Below are 18,335 nucleotides of genomic sequence, written 5' to 3' on the forward strand. Positions count from 1 at the left end.
ACTCATTCCAGCCGCCGCAACAGCAGCATGGGTGACACGCTGAGAACCGGGCGCAACTGCCAGCGCCCGAACAAGGCCAACAGCGCCGCGCTGATGAAAGGAATCGGTAATATCACTTGCCAGTGCCAGCGGAACGTCCCCTCGAACATTCTGACCTGAAGCGCATAGACCGCCGCTTCTGCCGCCAGCACACCCATAACACCCGCGACGAACCCCAGCACGGCGAACTCCAGCATGGTGCTTCGAGCAAGCAGCGACTGCTGACCACCCAGTGTACGCAGCAAAGCGCCCTCCCGTTGACGGTCCCTAAGCGTGGCACTGACCACCGCTGCCATCACCACCAGAGCCGCCGCGAGTATCAGCGCAAGAATGGCTTCAATGGCCTGGGTCACCTGGCGCACAATCTGTTGGATACGCTCGATGATATGGTCAATTTCAAGAACTGAAACCGTCGGGAACTGGCGGGAAAACTCGTTGAGCGCCACCTTGTTGCCCTCATCCAGATGGAAACTGGTAATCCAGGTACCGGGCATATCCTTCAGCCCACCGCCGGGTGGGAACGCCATGTAGAAATTGGGTTTCATGCTGTCCCACTGCACAGTACGGATGCTGGTAACCGGTTCTGTGACCGACTCCGACCCAATGGTGAACGTCAGGCGGTCCCCCATGACAAGCCCCATGCGTTCTGCCAAGTCAGCCTCTACCGACACGCCGGCGGTATCACCGGCTACAAACCACTCGCCGGCGATAATCTCATTATCCTCGGGCAGTTCTGCCATCCAGGTCAGATTCAGCTCACGGTTCAGTGCTCCAATCCGCTCATCCTTACTGACAGCCTCCAGTACCGGTTGACCGTTCAGTTCCGTCAATCGCCCCCGAACCATCGGGTATAACGCCTCCAGAGGAGCGTCACGCTCTGCCCAGAAGGCTTCCACATCGTCCACAGCGTCCGGTGCTATGTTAATCAGAAAGTGATTAGGCGCGTTATCCGGCAACTGGGCCTGCCAGTCATCCAGCAACGACGTACGCACCAGAATCAGCGTTGCTGCCAGCATCAGAGTCATCGCAAACACGGCCATTTGCGCAATGCTGGCCTGCCGATGGCGGTACAACCCCACCAGTGCCAGGCGCCAGGCATTGCCGCCTCCACGCACACGGCGCAAAACCGCCACCATCAGGCCGCCAACCAGTGCCAACACGACCAACAGCAATGCCAGGCCGCCTAACAAGGCGAATACCAGGGCAACCTCGCCTGCGTACAGCCAGACCAGGCCAAACACAGCCAGAATCGCGATGATCACATCGGGTATGGCGTCTCGCCCGCTTTCCCCGGGCTGCGCCCGCAGTACCCGCATAGCAGCCACATTACGCAGCCGGCGAATGGGCGGATAGGCAAACGCAAACAGGGAAACCAGGGCAGTGAGCAAAGCCGGCACCAGAGCCGAAGGCGCCAGATAAAAATCAACCGGTTGCTCCAGTACGTCACTCAACAGGCGCACCAGAACCCAGAACAGCGGTAGCGCCACCAACAGGCCACCGATCACACCAGCGATGCCCCAGAGCGCCAACCGGCGCAGGTAAAGACCACCGATGCTCCGGCTCGACAAGCCCAGGGTTTTCAACAGAGCCACGGTGTCGCGCTGAGACAAGGCGTACTGCCGGCTGGCGACAGCCACAGCCACCGCCGCCAGCAGAACCGCCAGGCTGCCACCGAGTAACAGGAAGCGTTCCGCACGCTCCAGGGACCGGGAAAAAGTTTCACCGTCGCGCACGCTTTCCCATTCATGGCTCGGTTCCAGGCGCGGCTCCAGCCATTGATAGTAATCGTCAAGCAGGTTGTCCGGGCCGGCGAACAGGTATACATATTCAACACGGCTGCCTTCCTGAATCACGCCGGTGCCGGGCACATCATCCACGTGAATCATCACGCGGGGTGCCAGGGAAGATAGCCTGAAACCGCCATCTGGCTCGCGAATCAACAGGCTGGTGATCTCAAGTGCAAGATTGCCCACCTCCAGCGTTTCACCAATCTCCAGCTCCAGCAATCGCAGCAGTCTGGGGTTAACCCAGATCTCGCCCCGTGCCGGGCCAGCGCCCACTGTCTGTCGCGCGGCGTTCTCGCCGGGCTGAATTTCGATCTCTCCACGCAGCGGGTATTCGTCGCTCGCTGCTTTAACCGACACCAGCTGGAATCCTCCCTCTCCAAACACCATGGTAGAGAATTCGATCATCTGGCCGGTTTCCAATCCCCGCTCCCGGGCTTCGTCAATCCATTCATCAGGTACCGGCCGACCGTTTTCAGCCTCAAGCTGACGGTCCGCCGCCAGAAAGGAGCTGGCCGAAGACACCAGAGTTCGCTGTAACTGGTTGGCGAACAGGGCAATGGTTGCCACGGTGGCAACGGCAATCACCAGGGCGACCAGCACAACCCGCACATCACGCTCGCGCCAGTCCCGGCGCACCGACATCAGTTTTTTTGCAGCCGCCATCAGTCAGCCAGCTCCCGGGCCGCTTCCGGCTCTGTCAGTACACCGGCTTCAATGTGCAATTGCCGGCCACACCGGGCTGCCAGGTGTTCATCGTGAGTCACCATGACCAATGTGGTGCCCTGCTCCCGGTTCAGATCCATCAGCAGATCAGACACCGCCTGCCCGGTCCGGTTATCCAGATTACCGGTAGGCTCATCGGCAAACAGAATGACTGGATCCGAAGCGAAAGCCCGGGCAATGGCCACCCGCTGCTGCTCACCCCCAGACAACTGCCGAGGTGTGTGGTTAAGACGCTCGCCCAACCCTACCCGCTCAAGCAGCTCTTTGGCCCGCGCCTCCGGAGCTTCCATTCCTGCCAGTTCAAGGGGTAACATGACGTTTTCCAGTGCACTCAATGCCGGCAACAACTGGAACGACTGGAACACAAAGCCAACCCGGCTCGCCCTGAGCTGGGCGCGCTTATCTTCCGTCAGGCTACTGATTTCAGCACCATCCAGCTCAACTTTGCCTTCTGTCGGTGTGTCGAGGCCAGCAAGTAATCCCAGCAACGTGGTTTTACCGGAACCTGAGCGGCCAACGATGGCTACGGACTCTCCCCGATTGATTTCCAGACTGACCCCCTGCAAGATCGTCAACGTATCAGTTTCCAGTCTCACCCGGTGGGTAAGATCGGTCACCCGTAACATGGGTTTTGTGGCGGCTGGCTTGGGGTCCGTCATCTGGTTCACGGTGGCTCCGTTGTCTGGTGCTGTGTTTATTGAATCTGTAAAGGGTATACGAATTTATTATGCATACGGTATCGGCGTTGGTCAGATCATTAGTCCTCTCAGCACTGATGTTGCTGTCGCTCTCTGCCATGGCCAGCCAGAACACCCTGCTGGTGGTAGGCGACAGCCTTAGCGCTGCCTACGGTGTGCCGTCCGAAACCGCCTGGGTGCAACTGCTGAGGGACAGGCTGGATGAACGAGGCCTCAACTGGGAAGTTGTGAACGCCAGCATCAGCGGCGAAACCACAGATGGCGGCCTTCGGCGGCTGCCGGACCTGCTGCAAAAAAACCAGCCCGATGTCGTAATCATAGAGCTTGGAGGTAACGACGGCCTGCGCGGCTTCCCGCCCGATGTGATCGAAGCCAACCTGGCCGACATGATCGAGCAGGTGCGGGATATCGGCGCCATCCCGGTGCTGGTGGGCATGCAGATTCCACCCAACTACGGCCAGCGTTACACCCGCATGTTTGCAGACATCTTCCCGAACCTGTCTGACCGCTACGACACCCCGCTGGTTCCCTTCTTTCTTGAGGGCATCTACAACGCCGATGGATTAATGCAGGAAGACGGCATTCACCCCACCGAGGCTGCCCAGCCGGTGCTGCTGGATAACGTTTGGCCTCAGTTAGAGCCGTTAATTCTGGACAGGAACCCGAGCGCCCTGCGCTCTGACCAGTAGTAACCATCACGGGCGTGTTCAACAAACCCTACATGCCCGCCCCACCTCGGTGCTTCGACGGTGACATGGGCTCCCAGAACGCTGCGTGCTTCCGGGAAACACCGGGCTGACAGGAACGGATCATCCACCGCATTGACCATGAGCGCGGGTACCCGTATGTCCTTCAACCGGTACAGGGCTGAGCAACTGGCCCAGTAATCCTGGGCATCCCTGAAACCATGCAAGGGCGCGGTATAGCGATTATCAAATTCGTGGAAGTTGCGAATGCTCTCGAACCCGGTCACGTCAATCACATCAGGGAACCGGCGGGCCTTTTCCTGCATTTTCCCGTGCAGATCCCTGAGAAAGCGCTGCATGTAAATCTTGCGACTGGGAAGCGCCAGCATATCCGCGCTGCCTGCCAGATCTGCGGGTACAGAATAGGCGATGGCACCACTGATACGGCTATCAACCTGCTCGCCCTGCTGGCCGAGGTATAACAGGGTGAGGTTGCCGCCCATGCTGAAGCCAGACAGGAACAGGTTGCTGTAGTTGCCTTCCAGCGCGTGGCAGACCACCGTATGCAGGTCTTCCGTGGCGCCGCTGTGATAGAACCGGGGTTGATGGTTCATCACCCCGCCGCAGGATCGGAAGTTCCAGGCCAGCACATCCCAACCATCCGCCATTAATGCCCTCGCCAGCCCGAGCACATAGGGGCGCCGGCTGTGGCCTTCCAGACCATGGGACACGATGGCCAGGCGGCCACTGCCCTGACGGTACCAGTCCAGGTGCAGTTCGTCGTTATCCGGCGTGGCCAGAACAGCGGTTTCCGGCTGTGGCATGGTCACGTTCCGGAACAGCGTTGGCCACACAGACTGGATGTGCCCGTTACGTAACCAGACCGGTGGGCGGTAGCCCGATTGACTGCGCTTGTGCAAATTTTGACCTTTCTTTTCAGGGGGTTGACGAACACTATTAAAGAACTTAATATGCCCGCCACTTGATGCTGTTCCCCGATAGCTCAGTTGGTAGAGCAACGGACTGTTAATCCGTTTGTCCCTGGTTCGAGCCCAGGTCGGGGAGCCACTTATTCCGAGAAAGCCGCTGATTCAACATCAGCGGCTTTTTCATTTCTACCTCAGAAAACCTCTTCCCGCTGCATGAATTCCCTCAGGACCTGATACAGGGTATAGCCATCCTGGCTACCGATCATTTCCCGAATAGAATGCATGGCAAACTGCGGCACACCGATATCCAGCGTGGTCACGCCCAGATTACCGGCGGTCAGCGGCCCGATGGTGCTGCCACAACCCATATCACTGCGCACCACAAAGGTCTGGTGCGGCAAGCCAAGCTCATCACTGATATGCCGGTACAAAGCGGCCGAACGGCTGTTGGTGGCATAGCGCTGGTTGTGGTTAACCTTGATGACCGGCCCCTGGTTCAGGATTGGGCCGTGGTTTTCATCGTGTTTGTCCATGAAATTCGGGTGCACGCCGTGGGCGTTATCTGCAGAAATCATCATGGAACGGGCAATCGCCCTGCCCTTGCCGGCGCCACACCAGCGCTCCAGAACGGCTCCCAGGAATGGCCCCTGGGCGCCTTCCGCCGACATGCTACCCACTTCTTCGTGGTCATTGCACACCAGAAGTGCGGCTTCATCTCCAGAAGTATTCAGCAGGGACTGCAGGCCAATGTAACAACTGAGCAGGTTATCGAGACGGGCCGACGCCAGAAACTCCTGACGCAAACCAACGAAAGACGCGCCCTGGGCATCGTAGAAACTCAGTTCATAGCCCAACACTTTACGAATCTTCAGGCCGGATTCACTGATCAACTGCTCACGCAGCAAGTCAGCAAATGACGTTGTATCCGTTTCCGGCAGTTGCATAACCACCGGAGGCAAGTCTGTCTGGGCATTGACCGAACGATTGCTGTTGGCTTCCCGGTCCAGGTGAATGGCCAGGCTGGGAATAATCGCCACCGGCTTACGGAAGTCCACCAGAGTGTCCCGAACCTTACCGTCCTCGTCCAGAACGGTGACGCGGCCGGCCAGCGACAGATCCCGGTCAAACCACGGGTTCAGCAACACGCCGCCGTACACTTCCACGCCCAGCTGGAAAAAGCCCTTGCGGCGGATTTCCGGGTTTGGCTTTACCTTCAGGCAGGGGCTGTCGGTATGGGCACCCACCATCCGGATGCCGGAAGTCACTACGTCATTCGTGCCGGTGCGGAAGGCAATAATGGAGGAGCCATTGCGAATGGCGTAATAGCCCCGGCCCTGCTCCAGCGCCCACTCTTCCCGCTCATCCAGTTGCTGAAAACCTGCGGCATCAAGCCGGGATTTCATGGTACTGACTGCATGCCACGGTGTTGGAGAGGCATTCAGAAATTCAATCAAGTCATTATTAAATTCAGTGTGTTCCATGATCTTCCTGATTGCATGATAATGGCTGCTACAGTATGGCATGAAGCCGGCCCAGCTCCTACCAGGCTGCCGGTTAGTCCCTATACGCACCCACTGATCAACGCCGGAGCCCACTGTGTCGATACCCCGATTCCTGGACATCGAATACTGTCAGACTGACGACGCCCTGTTTCCCGTCGCCATGGCCTGGTCGCTGGCAGACGGCCAGATGAAAACCGTGGTTATTGCCCCGGAGGAAGCCTGGTTGCCAGATGACGGCGATCTGGGGGACTTTGACCTGCTATACCTCGAAGAACAGGGCGTGCCACTGCTCGAACTGGTTCAGGAACTCCATCAGGACTTGCCGGACCAGACCGTTTACGTGGATGGCATGGACCCGGATGAAGTCCTTATCGACCTGATTTTCAGTGCCGTCAGCCAGGACGCCCCCTTCGAGATTGCACCAATTTCCGAACTGATTGCCAGCCTGGACAGCGACTCCCTTGAAGACCGCCGTCGGCAACTGATGTTCGACGAAGGCCTGGACCCCCAACTACCAGAGAACGGCGTTTATGCTCTGCTCAGACTGGCGCAGGAAGAAGGCCTTCTGGCTGACTTGTAAGTCAGAGAGCTGACACAGGGAAGTGTGACCGGTGTCTGCGTAACAAAGCGTTACACAAGGCAGAATCTGGCGTCAGCACCGTTACTGACAGGAAGCCAGATAATAATGAACAAGGTCGCACTACGTTTCCTCAGCTCCAGCCTGATGGCCATCAGCCTCGCCCCATTGGCGGCACAGGCACAAGATACTCCTCGTTCTGACAAACACTACATTGGCCTTCTGGTGACCGCGTTGGAGCACCGCTCAATCGGCGACCGCACCAAGGAGGATGCCTGGGGCCAAGCCGGTACGCTGGTTATCGGTGGTCACCTGAACGACCTGATTCACGCCGAGATCCGCCTGGGTGGCGGGTTCAATGATGCCGATGTCTCCGGTGGCGACCTGACCCTTGCCGTTGATTATTTCGCCAGCTGGTACATGGGCCTGCACTACCCGATTACCGATTATGCCAACGTCTACGCCCAGGCGGGTTTCACTCACGTAAAAGGCGAGGCAACCCTGGCCAACCGTGAGGAAGGCTACAACGCCCAGTTCCGGGACATTGAAGGCGATTACCCGGACAGCAGTTTCAGCATCAGCTGGCTTGCCGGAGTGGATTTTGAGGTGTTGGATAACACCTTCCTGGTGTTTGAGGGTGGGCGTTTGTTTAAAGACACTGGCAGTAGTGCCAATACGTTTCAGTTTTCTACCGGGCTGCGTTACGAATTCTGACCCGCTTTCGTTTTCCAACGAATCCAGCGCCAGAGTCTGGCGAGGCAGGCGGGGCCTTCTTTCCTGGAATCTCGGAGGCCATGGATGGCCGGAGCGAAGCGCACAGGGAAGTGCTCGTAGCGTTTCCAGGAAAGAAGGCCCCGCCTGCCTCCTCCCCCCATATCAGACGCGGTGCTGGATATGCCAGCAGCGGTGAATCTTCTGGTTGCGTTGAAAATCCTTGTCCAGAGTGCTTGCCGTTACCTCTTTGACTTCAAACTCTGCTTCAAGATCTTCGTCCAGTTTGAACTTTCGGAAATTGTTGGAGAATATCAACAGGCCGTCGCTGGATAACCGTTCCATACACTGACGAACCATGTTGCCGTGATCCCGCTGGATATCCAGAACACCAGCCATTCTTGCTGAGTTCGAGAACGTGGGCGGGTCCATGAAGATCAAGTCGAAGGTCTGGTTCGCGGTTTTGCGATCGGCCAGCCAGGACAGGCAATCCGCCTGCTCTACCACGTGCTTCCTCAGATCGGCGCCGTTCAGGGCCAGGTTGTCCTGGGCCCAGCTCACGTAGGTTTTCGACATATCCAGACTCAGGGACCGGCTGGCGCCGCCAACGGCGGCATGTACCGTGGCTGCGCCGGTGTAGCAGAACAGATTCAGGAAGCGCTTGCCACGGGCGTGCTGCTGTATCCAGTGGCGCACCGGGCGGTGGTCCAGGAACAGGCCGGTGTCCAGGTAGTCCTTCAGATTCACTTTTAGCACGCAACCGTGTTCGCGAACGTTGAAGTACTCTCCACTGGCCGCCTGTTTTTCGTACTGCCGGGTGCCACTCTGACGTTGGCGCTGTTTGCACACCATGTTCTCCGGCTTGGTTTCCAGCACCTCGGCAATCACCGCCAGGGCCTCAGCCCAGCGTTCTCGGGCGGCTTTGTCGTCAATGGACTTTGGTGCGGCGTATTCCTGAACGTGCACCCTGCCCTCGTAGAGATCGATGGCCAGGGCGTATTCGGGCATATCGGCGTCGTACAGGCGATAACAATCAATCCCCTGCTTACGCGCCCACTGGCCGATGGTTTTGAGATTCTTCTTCAACCGGTTACGCAGCATGGCCGCACGTTCCGGGTTGGCGATGCGGGGCATCACGCCCCCTGCGGCGTCCGGGTCACGGGGTACCCGGACGTTGTCCGGGTGCACCTCAAACAGCAAAAGCTGGGCTGGCAGCTTGCCATTGAACAGGTTGTACTGTTTGAAACTGCGCAAGCCAACGGATTTGCCAAACTCCGGCGCACCGGTGAACAGCCCCAGCCGCCAGCCGGAGAGCTCCCTGAGCACCACTTCACCCAGGTTTTGATACAAGCCCGCCAGCTCTTTGCGCTCGCTCAGTCGCTCACCGTAAGGCGGGTTGGTCAGAACCAGACCTTGCTCTGCCCAGGCAGGATCACGCTGGAACTGAGAGATTGGGCGCACATCCACCTGCACAATGCCATCGAGCCCCGCCCGCTGGATGTTCTTTCTGGCGGTATCAATCACCCGGCCATCCTGGTCAAAACCGGCAAACACCGGTATCCGGCGCTGTTTGCCTTCATGGGCCCGGCGCTCGGCTTCCTGACGGAGCCCCATCCACAGTTCAGGCTGGTGTCCTGGCCATTTTTCAAATCCAAAACGCTCTGTTTTCCGGCCCGGCGCAATGTCCAGCGCCATCAACGCTGCTTCAATCACCAGAGTTCCGGAACCACACATGGGATCAACAAAGGCGCCGCCGGCGTCTGAGATTTCCGGCCATCCGGCCCGCAGCAGCAACGCGGCCGCGAGATTTTCCTTCAACGGCGCAAGGCCCTGTTCAGTGCGGTATCCCCGCATGTGCAGACTATGCCCGCTAAGGTCCAGCCCAACCGACAGCCGTCCCCGGTTCAGGCGGGCAGAGATGGTGACATCCGGATCTTTTGGCGCGACCGAGGGCCGTGGCAGGCCTGCGCCCCGAATGCTGTCTACGATACCGTCTTTGACTTTCTGGGCACCGAACTGTGTGTTCCGAATTTCTTCGTTCTGCCCCAGGAAAGTCACTCGAAAGCTGCCGTTGACGGGAATGTGCGATTGCCAGTCCAGAGACACCACGCCCTCATAAAGTTCGTCAGCACTACGGGCATCCACCTCAGCAATGTGCAGGATGACCCGATTGGCCAGCCGGGACCACAAACAGGCGCGATATCCGGCTTCCAGCTCCCCTTCTACCCAGACGCCCGCCGGCGCGTTGCGCACTTGAGCCAGGCCAAAGCTTTCCAGCTCATCGGCCAGGAGATACTCAACACCCTTGGGGCAGGTTACGAAAAAGACATGCTTGGACAAAATCAACTCCTGGTTTTCTGGATAGAGCCGGTAAGCCGCCGGAATAGCAGCAAAACCCGAATTCGGGCCGTCATCGTTATTTCACAAACCTATAAGAAAAGCTTCATATAGATGAAATAAATAGTGTACATCCGCGCAAGGTTCGTCTTACCTTGTAGTTGACGCGTCGTTCTGGAAGCCAACATAACCGTGCTTCCGTTAACAGGATCCTGACTGCTCTGGCCGGAACTGGCAATAGTGGGTTATCCCGGATGGGTGCCTTCTTTACCATGGCCACGGCAGATGTGTACACGCTTGTTCTGTTAATCCATCAGTGAGGAACGGCATGAAAAGACAGAAGAGAGACATGTACGCTCGTGCATTCAAGCGGGGTTATCTCGCTGGCGTGTCCGGCAAATCCAAAGACAGCTGCCCGTTAGACCAAGCAGAGGTACGCCAGGAATGGCTGAACGGGTGGCGAGAAGGCCGCACAGATAACTGGGAGGGCATGACCGGCGTCTCCGGCATCCACAAACTTGCCAACGTAACCGCAACGTGACCGCGGTGTTGGCATACCCCGTTTAACCTGATCTCTTTTAGTTGTAGCTACACCACAATCTGACGCAGTAACCAGAGCAACCAAAACGGGGCCTCCCGCCCCGTACCATGCGAAGAAGCGCTACGGGGTTCGTTCCCCGCAAGGGCCCGCTCAGCGGGCCCACCTTCTTTCTGGCCTCACTACTTATGCTGTTCTTTCCTGATCGCTTCTACTGCTTCGTTAATCAAAGCTGGGCCTTTGTAAATAAAGCCGGTGTAGATTTGCACCAGTTTCGCCCCTGCCCGGATTTTCTCGGCCGCACTCTCGCCATCAGTGATACCGCCAACGCCAATAATCGGTATTCTGTCCCCCAACTCGGCGTACAACCCCTGAATAACCCGTAAAGACGCCTCGCGCACCGGTGCACCACTCAAACCGCCAGCTTCCTGCTCGTGCTTGTGTCCTTGAACCGCTTCCCGGCTGATAGTGGTGTTTGTGGCAATCACACCATCCAGGCCCGCCTCGAGTAATGCCCCGGCGACAAAGCGAATGCCTGCATCATCCATATCCGGGGCAATCTTCACAGCCACCGGTACATAACGACCAATATTTTTCTCGCAGATCGCCTGTTCGTCTTTGATCGCGTGCAGTAGCTGCTTCAACGAGTCGCCGAACTGCAGATCACGCAGCCCCGGGGTATTTGGCGACGACACGTTTACCGTGATGTAGTCGGCATGGGGGTAAACTGCGGCGATACCCTTACGGTAGTCCTGTTCGGACTGCTCGTTCGGGGTATCTTTGTTCTTGCCCACGTTAATGCCCAGGATACCGCGATAACGACGCTTCTCAACATTGCTCACCAGATGACCAAGGCCTTCATTATTAAAGCCCATGCGGTTGATGATGGCCTGGTGTTCGGGCAGGCGGAACATCCGCGGCTTGGGGTTGCCCGGCTGTGCCAGGGGTGTGACGGTGCCCACTTCAATGAACCCGAAACCCAGGGTTCCCAGGGCATCCAGGTGGTCAGCATTTTTGTCCAGGCCGGCGGCCAGGCCTACCGGATTGGGGAACTCCAGCCCCATGACATTAACCGGGCACGGCTCCGGGCGCTTTGAAACAATATTTATAATGCCGGTTTTGTAGGCCAGATCCAGCCCCCTGAGGGCAGCATTATGGGCCTGTTCCGGGGGCAGCCGGAAAAGTAAATTACGTAGCATGCTGTACATCTTGGAGCTCCTTGCCGAGGGGTGGCCGGAGTATACCGGAAGTTTTCCACACCATCCTCCCGAACCTTCAATACAACGTAAAAGCCCATGCCTCAGCGGCTGGCGGGGCTTTTCCACGGAATCTGTGGATAACTCTGTTGAAAATGTCGGGGCAAGCGTCTCGACCCCTTGATAACTGCGCCAGCCTACAAATTGATCATTTTTTGATCAGTTAAATTTCAACTAAAAATCAATGACTTAAAAAGACAAAATAACCATTTGACGACTTTAGTTACAAAGTGGTAGTGGGTAACGACTTTGTCATCATGTGCATAAATCGACCTGCGTTTCCCGATTAATTCTCCCCAAATTTTCCATTCCTGCCGCTATACTGGCTACCAACAGAATGATCGGAGCCTGAGCCATGGATCAGCCCCCAAAGGCCCATCTACGGACTGACAAGGACTTGCAACAGGAAAAACACGCCGCCTCCCGGGTCACCATTATTGGCATGGTCCTGGATGCAGTCCTTGGTGTGATAAAAATTATTGGCGGCACTCTTTTTCATTCCCACGCCCTGGTGGTGGATGGCATCCACTCTTTTACCGACGTTGTCTCCGACTGGGTTGTTCTCGCAGTGATGCGACTGTCCCGTAAAGGTCCGGATGATGACCACCCCTACGGACATCAGCGCATCGAGACGCTCGGCACACTTTTGCTGGGGAGCATACTGATTGCCGTGGGCGCAGCCCTTGCCTGGGAGAACATTCTGCGCCTGGTCTCCGGAGAGGATCTCGCGGTACCGGGCTGGCCGGTTCTGGTTGCTGCGGGGATATCGGTCGCCTCCAAGGAATGGATCTACCGTTATACCCGCCATGTGGGCATCAAAATTCGATCCGACCTGCTGATCGCAAACGCCTGGCACAGCCGGACAGACGCATTTTCATCGGTCGTTGTTCTGGTTTCCACTGTCGGTGCAATGGTCGGATATGTTTGGCTGGATACCCTTGCCGCTGTGGTTATCTCCGGCATCATTATTCATATTGGCTGGAAATTCACCTGGGACAGCGTCAAGGAACTCGTCGACACCGGACTGTCTGCGGAAGATACCCGGGTGTTGCGAGCCATTGCCATGGACACAGACGGCGTGCGTAATGTTCACGAGCTACGCAGCCGGCGTATGGGTCACGACATACTACTGGATGTCCACCTGGTTGTTCGGCCTGAGATAAGCGTTTCTGAGGGACACCAGATCGGCATGAAGGTGGTTTCCGGCATGAGGGACGCCATCGATAATATCCGGGACATCAACTTTCATATCGATGCCGAGAACGACGAACACACACCGCATCAGACCGACCCACACTTACCCAGCCGCGAGGATATCCGCCACCTGCTGTCGCAGCAGCTCGGTGAGCTGCCACCACATAGCCGGCTGAGACTGCATTACCTCAAAAACCGGGTTCATATCGAAGTCTTCCTGGACGAACAGCATCCCGCACCCGCGTTGACCACCGAAAGCGTCCGGGAGGTGCTGGCACCCTATCCCTGGTTTGGTTCAGTCCGGGTTTGGGTGTCTGCAAGCTGATCAAGCGCCGGTATTACCGGCGCCGGTTTTCTTCCATGCGGGACAGGAACTCCTGCATTACCAGGGTATAAAGCTCGCCGCCCAGGAATTTGTCTTCCACACCGGAATCGATGCTGGGGTTGTCGTTTACCTCAATGACGGCCACCCGGTTGCCGGCCTGTTTGATGTCCACCCCATACAGTCCATTACCGATCAGTCGGGTGGAGTTCAGCGCCGCCTGGATGACATTCCGGGGCACCTCATAGGTGGGCATGGTTTCAAACCCGCCGCTTTCCACCGCCGCGCCACCGTGTTGGTAGATCTGCCAATGCCCCTTCACCATCATGTATTTGCAGGCATAGATGGCGCGGCCGCCCAACACACCAATGCGCCAGTCGTAATCGGTGTAGAAATACTCCTGGGCCAACACCAGTGCTGATTGCTTGAACAGCTCTTTAAGGCCCGCCCTCAGCTCTTTCTCATCCTTGGCTTTGGCCACGCCCCTTGAGAAGGCGCCGTCCGGAATCTTGATGACCACCGGGAAACCCAGCTCACTGACCACCTGATCAACCGCATCTTTCTGATCTTTGGACAGGATCAGTGTTTTTGGGGTTGGCACCTTGTTGTTCTTCAGCAGGTCCGCCAGGAACACCTTGTTGGTGCAACGCAGTATCGAGACCGGGTCATCAATAACCACCATACCTTCCGCCTCTGCCTTGCGGGCAAACCGGTAGGTGTGATGATCAATCGCGGTGGTTTCCCGAATGAACAGGCCATCGTATTCCGGCAACCGCATGTAGTCCCGACGGGTAATTCTTTCTACATTGATACCCAGCTTTCGCCCTGCCCGCTCAAATCTTTTTAGGGCGGCCTCATCACTCGGGGGCATTTCCTCTTCCGGGTTCACCAGCATGGCCAGATCAAAACGATAGCGCCGACGCGTTCTCGGCTTGCGCCAGATCATGCTACTGAAACGGTCGAGCGCCGCCGCAAACACATCCTGTTCGCGCTCATCCAGATCCGCCGGGGCGGCCGGTTTCATGGATTCGATCTGCCATTGCTTGCGGTGGCGGAACACCACTTCCAGAATTGGGCAGGGAAAGCGCTCAAACAAGGCCCGGGCTACCGGCTTGAGATCCGCATGCTCTGCCTGGCCAAAATAGGTGCGAATGCGCACTTCGTGGGTGGCATCCCGCTCATCAGTGGCCGGGTCAATTTCCCGGGCTTCCTGCTCCAGCCACTGAATGACACTGTGATCCAGCTCCTCCAGCTCCAGCGAGAACAAGCCCTTGCGGCTCAAATCGTTCAAGGTCATCACCGAGGGCACCACATGGTGGCCCCGGGCCTCTGCCAACAAAGAACAGTAATAACCCCGGCTCAGGTATTTCGCGCTCTGGCAAAGGTTGATCACACGCACCCGGCTATTGGCGGGGGCGGAAAAATTCAGATACTGATCAAAGGTCAGTACATCCTCGCTGGGGTAATAGGGTGACCAGTCTTTGGCACGGTCCACAACGATTAACAAACGGGACATTAAAGGCATTCCTCCCTGGAAGGTTCAGCCGGGTAATGGGCGCAACAATACGCCGCTGTGACGTCTGGTACAATCCAGGCTGGATGCGTGCTTTTACGCATGATCGCCTGCTATCGAAACCAACCTGTCTCTACCATAATAGCTGCGGTGGAAGTGCTCGCCAGCTTCTGCGATTTTCGCGACCGGGATTTGTTAACCATGCATGATGTTTTGCTTCGACAAGCAGTCGCCGACGATCTGACTGCCCTGGTGCAGTTGGAAAATCGTTGTTTTACCGATGACCGTATTTCCCGACGCAGTTTCCGACGGTTTTTGGAAATGCCACGGGACCGCCTGATAGTGGCGGAGCAAGGCTCCGAGCTGGTGGGCTATTGCCTGGTGTTGATGAATGCCGCCACCCGTCTGGCACGGATTTATTCAATCGCGGTATCGCCAACCGTGCGCGGCAGGGGCGTGGGCGAGCAATTGGTGCGGGAGGCAGAGAAGGAAGCCGTAGAAGCAGACCGCATCATCATGCGCCTGGAGGTTCGGGAAGATAACGCCGGTGCCATCAATCTATACAAACGATTGGGCTATCGCCAATTCGGTACCTACCGGGACTATTACGAAGACCATGGCGATGCCCTGCGCTTCGAACGGCGTATTCTTTATTACGAGCCTTCCCGGGAGTATCTCCCGGTACCCTATTACCCCCAAACCACCGAGTTTACCTGCGGCCCCTCTGCCCTGATCATGGCCATGGCTGCCCTGGACGAAGATCAGCAGCTGAACACCCTGGAAGAATTGAAGATATGGCGGGAGGCCACTACCATTTTCATGCTCGCCGGTCACGGTGGCTGCGGGCCCCATGGCCTGGCCTTGTCAGCCTGGCACCGAGGCTTTGAGGCCAGCGCCTGGATCAGTCAGGAAGGCGCCCTGTTTAAGGATACCGTGCGCAACGACGATAAAAAGCGGGTATTGGAACTGGTGCACGAAGGCTTCCTGCACGATATTGGCCAGACCGGCATCCAGCTGCACCATGACCCACTGACCCTGGAAGCCATGGAAGCCGCCCTGCACGAGGGCCGCATCCCGGTAATCCTGATCAGTACCTGGCAGCTCAACCGCAGTCGTGTACCCCACTGGGTGACCGTGTGCGCCATGGATGAAGAGTTTGTGTACCTGCACGACCCGGAGATCGATACTGACGTGGGCGAGACCGTCGCCGACAAACAATATTTGCCTGTCGACAAACGGGTATTTGGCAAGATGTCCAGCTACGGCCGCAACCAACCCTTGCAGGCGGCCGTGATCGTCGGGCCGAAACGGCCCTGATCAGCCGGTACGAATCGCCGCTTCCTTGAGTTCGGAGATCTGGTCCCGCAATCGCGCTGCAGTTTCGAAATCCAGGTCGGCGGCGGCCTTGTACATGTCATCCTCCAGGCGCGTCACTTCCTTGAGCAACTCTTCCGGAGAGCGCTTGCCTGCCTTGACCATATAGCCTTCCGCCTCTTCCGCGGCCTTCTGGCCCGGGCGTTCCGCCTTACGGCGACCGCGTCCACCGCCGGTGGCTCCCTCCATGACATCGGCGATCTTCTTGTTCAGGCCTTTCGGGGTAATACCGTGCTCTTCGTTATGGGCCGTCTGCTTCGCTCGCCGGCGTTCGGTTTCGTCAATGGCCCGCTGCATGGAACCGGTAATGCGGTCCCCGTACAAAATGGCTTTACCATTGAGGTTACGGGCGGCACGGCCAATGGTCTGGATTAACGAGCGTTCACTGCGCAGGAAGCCTTCCTTGTCTGCGTCCAGAATCGCCACCAGAGATACTTCCGGCATATCCAGGCCTTCCCGCAACAGGTTGATGCCCACCAGCACATCAAACTCGCCCCGGCGTAAATCCCGGATAATCTCAACACGCTCTACGGTGTCGATGTCTGAGTGCAGATACCGAACGCGAATGTCGTGTTCCATAAGGAAATCGGTAAGGTCTTCGGCCATGCGCTTGGTCAGGGTAGTGACCAGCACCCGCTCCTCCACCGCCACCCGTGCGTGGATTTCCGAGAGCAGGTCATCCACCTGGGTAGACGCTGGCCGCACCTCGATCACCGGGTCCAGCAGGCCGGTCGGCCGAACCACCTGCTCTACCACCTGGCCGGCGTGCTCCGCCTCATAGTTACCCGGCGTGGCCGACACGAAGATCATCTGGGGGGCAATCCGCTCCCACTCCTCAAACCGCATGGGCCGGTTATCCAGTGCCGACGGCAGCCTAAAACCATACTCAACCAGCGTTTCCTTCCGGGAACGGTCGCCCTTGTACATGGCGCCGATTTGCGGAATGGTCACGTGGGATTCGTCCACCACCAGCAAGGCGTTCGGCGGCAGATAATCAAACAGGGTGGGTGGCGGCTCACCGGGCGCCCGGCCGGACAGATAGCGGGAGTAGTTCTCGATGCCGTTGCAGTAACCCAGCTCCATCATCATTTCCATGTCGTAGCGGGTGCGCTCCTCAAGGCGCTGGGCCTCCACCAGCCGGTGGTTATCCCGCAACTGCTGCAAACGCACGTCCAGCTCCGCCCGGATATTCTCGACCGCATCCAGCACCTTCTGCCGGGGCGTCACATAGTGAGACTTCGGATAGATGGTTACCCGTGGCACACGGCGCAGTACCTCGCCGGTCAGCGGATCGAAGTAGCTGAGGTTCTCCACTTCATCGTCAAACAACTCGATACGAATGGCTTCCCGCTCCGATTCCGCCGGGAACACATCAATCACATCGCCCCGAACCCGGTAGTTGGCGCGGTGGAACTCTATGTCGTTACGGGTGTACTGGAGCTCTGCCAGTCGGCGCAGAATCGAGCGCTGGTCTATCTGATCACCCCGGTCCAGGTGCAGCATCATCTTCAGGTAGGATTCCGGGTCACCCAAACCGTAGATGGACGACACCGTCGCCACGATGATCGCATCCGGCCGTTCCAACAACGCCTTGGTGGCAGACAAACGCATTTGTTCAATGTGTTCGTTGATGGAGGCATCTTTCTCGATGAAGGTATCAGACGACGGCACATAGGCTTCCGGCTGGTAGTAATCGTAGTAAGACACGAAATACTCCACCGCGTTATCCGGAAAGAACTCCTTGAACTCGCCGTACAGCTGCGCCGCCAGGGTCTTGTTATGGGCCATGATGATGGTGGGCCGCTGCACGTCCTGGATCACATTGGCAATGGTGAACGTCTTGCCTGAGCCGGTCACCCCCAGCAACGTCTGGTGTGCCAGCCCGGAATGAATGCCATCCACCAGGCCGGCGATGGCCTTGGGCTGGTCACCGGCCGGCTGATATGGGGAATCAACTCGGAACACACCTTCACGGGAAGCGCTGGATGCTTTACTGGCCATAACTGGCGATTAACCTCCGGGTTCGGCGCCGGCCGCTATACGGCACAACCCCTACAAGAAATTTAGTGTTCTGGCTGCTTCATGATACCATCTGTGCGATCGACGGCTGGGAGAAAAACAGCCAGCACCTTTGGCTCCATAGTTGCCC

At 57.6% G+C, this 18,335-nt stretch carries 14 protein-coding genes and 1 tRNA gene; 7 read left to right on the forward strand and 8 right to left on the reverse strand.

What is annotated here, in order from left to right; all coding sequences use genetic code 11:
• Positions 1 to 2 precede the first annotated feature (2 nt).
• Together ABIE59_RS16710 and ABIE59_RS16715 are read right to left on the reverse strand one after the other, a co-directional pair.
• Positions 3 to 2,489 (reverse strand): ABC transporter permease, encoded by a 2,487-nt coding sequence (locus ABIE59_RS16710; protein WP_354448636.1) that lies wholly within the window; start codon positions 2,487 to 2,489, stop codon positions 3 to 5.
• On the reverse strand, positions 2,489 to 3,208 hold the full coding sequence (locus ABIE59_RS16715; RefSeq protein WP_354448690.1) for an ABC transporter ATP-binding protein: 720 nt from the start codon (positions 3,206 to 3,208) through the stop codon (positions 2,489 to 2,491). Before ABIE59_RS16715 ends, ABIE59_RS16710 begins: the two co-directional genes overlap by 1 nt.
• A 68-nt stretch (positions 3,209 to 3,276) precedes the next feature.
• On the opposite strand from ABIE59_RS16715, the gene ABIE59_RS16720 reads away from it, so the two are divergent.
• Positions 3,277 to 3,936: an arylesterase gene (locus ABIE59_RS16720; protein ID WP_354448638.1), complete on the forward strand. Its 660-nt coding sequence runs from the start codon at positions 3,277 to 3,279 to the stop codon at positions 3,934 to 3,936.
• On the opposite strand, the gene ABIE59_RS16725 is transcribed toward ABIE59_RS16720, so the two are convergent.
• Complete coding sequence (locus tag ABIE59_RS16725; protein WP_354448640.1) at positions 3,879 to 4,757, reverse strand: YheT family hydrolase; 879 nt, start codon at positions 4,755 to 4,757, stop codon at positions 3,879 to 3,881. The genes ABIE59_RS16720 and ABIE59_RS16725 overlap by 58 nt on opposite strands.
• A gap of 168 nt (positions 4,758 to 4,925) precedes the next feature.
• Between ABIE59_RS16725 and ABIE59_RS16730 the strand changes: the two genes are divergently transcribed.
• A tRNA-Asn gene (locus ABIE59_RS16730) sits at positions 4,926 to 5,001 on the forward strand.
• Positions 5,002 to 5,053: 52 nt separating this feature from the next.
• On the opposite strand, the gene ABIE59_RS16735 is transcribed toward ABIE59_RS16730, so the two are convergent.
• Positions 5,054 to 6,343, reverse strand: coding sequence for a M18 family aminopeptidase (locus ABIE59_RS16735; protein WP_354448642.1), 1,290 nt, complete (start codon positions 6,341 to 6,343; stop codon positions 5,054 to 5,056).
• A gap of 115 nt (positions 6,344 to 6,458) precedes the next feature.
• Here ABIE59_RS16735 and ABIE59_RS16740 point away from each other — a divergent pair, with 115 nt between their 5' ends.
• On the forward strand, positions 6,459 to 6,944 hold the full coding sequence (locus ABIE59_RS16740) for a hypothetical protein (RefSeq protein ID WP_354448644.1): 486 nt from the start codon (positions 6,459 to 6,461) through the stop codon (positions 6,942 to 6,944).
• Positions 6,945 to 7,049: 105 nt separating this feature from the next.
• The gene (locus ABIE59_RS16745) at positions 7,050 to 7,655 is read left to right on the forward strand and encodes an outer membrane beta-barrel protein (RefSeq protein ID WP_354448646.1); all 606 of its coding nucleotides are present in this window, start codon (positions 7,050 to 7,052) and stop codon (positions 7,653 to 7,655) included.
• A gap of 162 nt (positions 7,656 to 7,817) precedes the next feature.
• Here ABIE59_RS16745 and rlmKL read toward each other — a convergent pair whose 3' ends face one another.
• On the reverse strand, positions 7,818 to 9,995 hold the full coding sequence (gene rlmKL, locus ABIE59_RS16750) for a bifunctional 23S rRNA (guanine(2069)-N(7))-methyltransferase RlmK/23S rRNA (guanine(2445)-N(2))-methyltransferase RlmL (protein ID WP_502915383.1): 2,178 nt from the start codon (positions 9,993 to 9,995) through the stop codon (positions 7,818 to 7,820).
• Between the two features lie 322 nt (positions 9,996 to 10,317).
• On the opposite strand from rlmKL, the gene rmf reads away from it, so the two are divergent.
• Positions 10,318 to 10,530 (forward strand): ribosome modulation factor, encoded by a 213-nt coding sequence (gene rmf, locus ABIE59_RS16755; RefSeq protein ID WP_058090550.1) that lies wholly within the window; start codon positions 10,318 to 10,320, stop codon positions 10,528 to 10,530.
• A 179-nt stretch (positions 10,531 to 10,709) separates the two neighbouring features.
• Here the strand turns inward: rmf and ABIE59_RS16760 are convergent, their stop codons facing one another.
• Positions 10,710 to 11,735: a quinone-dependent dihydroorotate dehydrogenase gene (locus ABIE59_RS16760; protein ID WP_354448650.1), complete on the reverse strand. Its 1,026-nt coding sequence runs from the start codon at positions 11,733 to 11,735 to the stop codon at positions 10,710 to 10,712.
• 403 nt (positions 11,736 to 12,138) lie between these two features.
• Between ABIE59_RS16760 and ABIE59_RS16765 the strand changes: the two genes are divergently transcribed.
• Positions 12,139 to 13,302 (forward strand): cation diffusion facilitator family transporter, encoded by a 1,164-nt coding sequence (locus ABIE59_RS16765; protein ID WP_286922091.1) that lies wholly within the window; start codon positions 12,139 to 12,141, stop codon positions 13,300 to 13,302.
• 13 nt (positions 13,303 to 13,315) lie between these two features.
• Here ABIE59_RS16765 and ABIE59_RS16770 read toward each other — a convergent pair whose 3' ends face one another.
• Positions 13,316 to 14,815, reverse strand: coding sequence for a RimK family ATP-grasp domain-containing protein (locus tag ABIE59_RS16770; RefSeq protein ID WP_138437592.1), 1,500 nt, complete (start codon positions 14,813 to 14,815; stop codon positions 13,316 to 13,318).
• A 198-nt stretch (positions 14,816 to 15,013) separates the two neighbouring features.
• On the opposite strand from ABIE59_RS16770, the gene rimI reads away from it, so the two are divergent.
• The gene (gene rimI, locus ABIE59_RS16775; protein WP_286250254.1) at positions 15,014 to 16,129 is read left to right on the forward strand and encodes a ribosomal protein S18-alanine N-acetyltransferase; all 1,116 of its coding nucleotides are present in this window, start codon (positions 15,014 to 15,016) and stop codon (positions 16,127 to 16,129) included.
• Here rimI and uvrB read toward each other — a convergent pair whose 3' ends face one another.
• Positions 16,130 to 18,187: an excinuclease ABC subunit UvrB gene (gene uvrB, locus ABIE59_RS16780; protein WP_058090546.1), complete on the reverse strand. Its 2,058-nt coding sequence runs from the start codon at positions 18,185 to 18,187 to the stop codon at positions 16,130 to 16,132.
• Positions 18,188 to 18,335 lie beyond the last annotated feature (148 nt).

The sequence above is a fragment of the Marinobacter sp. MBR-99 genome, from assembly GCF_040547575.1.
GTDB lineage: Bacteria > Pseudomonadota > Gammaproteobacteria > Pseudomonadales > Oleiphilaceae > Marinobacter.

Coding starts and splice junctions, on each gene's coding strand:
- ABIE59_RS16710 (WP_354448636.1), bottom strand. CDS start 2,489: ATGGCGGCTGCAAAAAAACTGATGTCGGTGCGCCGGGACTGGCGCGAG.
- ABIE59_RS16715 (WP_354448690.1), bottom strand. CDS start 3,208: ATGACGGACCCCAAGCCAGCCGCCACAAAACCCATGTTACGGGTGACC.
- ABIE59_RS16720 (WP_354448638.1), top strand. CDS start 3,277: ATGCATACGGTATCGGCGTTGGTCAGATCATTAGTCCTCTCAGCACTG.
- ABIE59_RS16725 (WP_354448640.1), bottom strand. CDS start 4,757: ATGCCACAGCCGGAAACCGCTGTTCTGGCCACGCCGGATAACGACGAA.
- ABIE59_RS16735 (WP_354448642.1), bottom strand. CDS start 6,343: ATGGAACACACTGAATTTAATAATGACTTGATTGAATTTCTGAATGCC.
- ABIE59_RS16745 (WP_354448646.1), top strand. CDS start 7,050: ATGAACAAGGTCGCACTACGTTTCCTCAGCTCCAGCCTGATGGCCATC.
- rmf (WP_058090550.1), top strand. CDS start 10,318: ATGAAAAGACAGAAGAGAGACATGTACGCTCGTGCATTCAAGCGGGGT.
- ABIE59_RS16760 (WP_354448650.1), bottom strand. CDS start 11,735: ATGTACAGCATGCTACGTAATTTACTTTTCCGGCTGCCCCCGGAACAG.
- ABIE59_RS16765 (WP_286922091.1), top strand. CDS start 12,139: ATGGATCAGCCCCCAAAGGCCCATCTACGGACTGACAAGGACTTGCAA.
- ABIE59_RS16770 (WP_138437592.1), bottom strand. CDS start 14,815: ATGTCCCGTTTGTTAATCGTTGTGGACCGTGCCAAAGACTGGTCACCC.
- rimI (WP_286250254.1), top strand. CDS start 15,014: ATGCATGATGTTTTGCTTCGACAAGCAGTCGCCGACGATCTGACTGCC.
- uvrB (WP_058090546.1), bottom strand. CDS start 18,187: ATGGCCAGTAAAGCATCCAGCGCTTCCCGTGAAGGTGTGTTCCGAGTT.